The sequence below is a fragment of the Arthrobacter sp. GMC3 genome (assembly GCF_002929305.1).
Taxonomy (GTDB): Bacteria; Actinomycetota; Actinomycetes; order Actinomycetales; family Micrococcaceae; genus Specibacter.
Genome location: NZ_PJIO01000138.1, coordinates 1 through 551, shown reverse-complemented (window position 1 = coordinate 551; position 551 = coordinate 1). Strand labels below are relative to the sequence as shown.

Below are 551 nucleotides of genomic sequence, written 5' to 3'. Positions count from 1 at the left end.
ACCGCCAGCTCAACACCCTCTGGCGCTGCCGCGGTCTCTGGCAGTGGTTCTCCCGGCGCAAGCACCAGTGGGGGGTGATGCGCCGCAGCGGGCAGTGGGGGCAAAGCTAGCTGAACGCTCAAAAGACCGTAGGGTGGATCACGCTTCATCGATCCACCATGGCTGTGCAACAAGGTGGATGTAAAAGGCGACATCCACCCTACGGATGTCGTCAGAGCTGAATCCAGGTCGCCTTCAGCTCGGTGTACTTGTCGAAGGCATGCAGCGACTTGTCGCGGCCGTTGCCGGACTGCTTGAAGCCGCCGAACGGCGCGGTCATGTCGCCGCCGTCGTACTGGTTGACCCACACACTGCCGGCGCGCAGCGCCCGTGCGGTGCGGTGCGCCTTGGACAGGTCGGCGGTCCACACCGCCGCGGCCAGGCCGTAGGGGGTGTCGTTGGCGATCGCGATCGCTTCCTCGGCGCTGTCGAAGGTGATCACTGAGAGCACCGGACCGAAAATTTCCTCCTGCGCGATCTTCATCGCATTGTCGACGCCATCGAAGATGGTC

1 protein-coding gene is annotated in these 551 nt (G+C 63.9%); it reads right to left on the bottom strand.

Features of this window, described 5'->3' with window-relative positions:
• Window positions 1-211: 211 nt before the first annotated feature.
• The coding region (locus CXQ94_RS24010; protein WP_146070427.1) for an aldehyde dehydrogenase family protein at window positions 212-551 on the bottom strand (340 nt) is incomplete at its 5' end.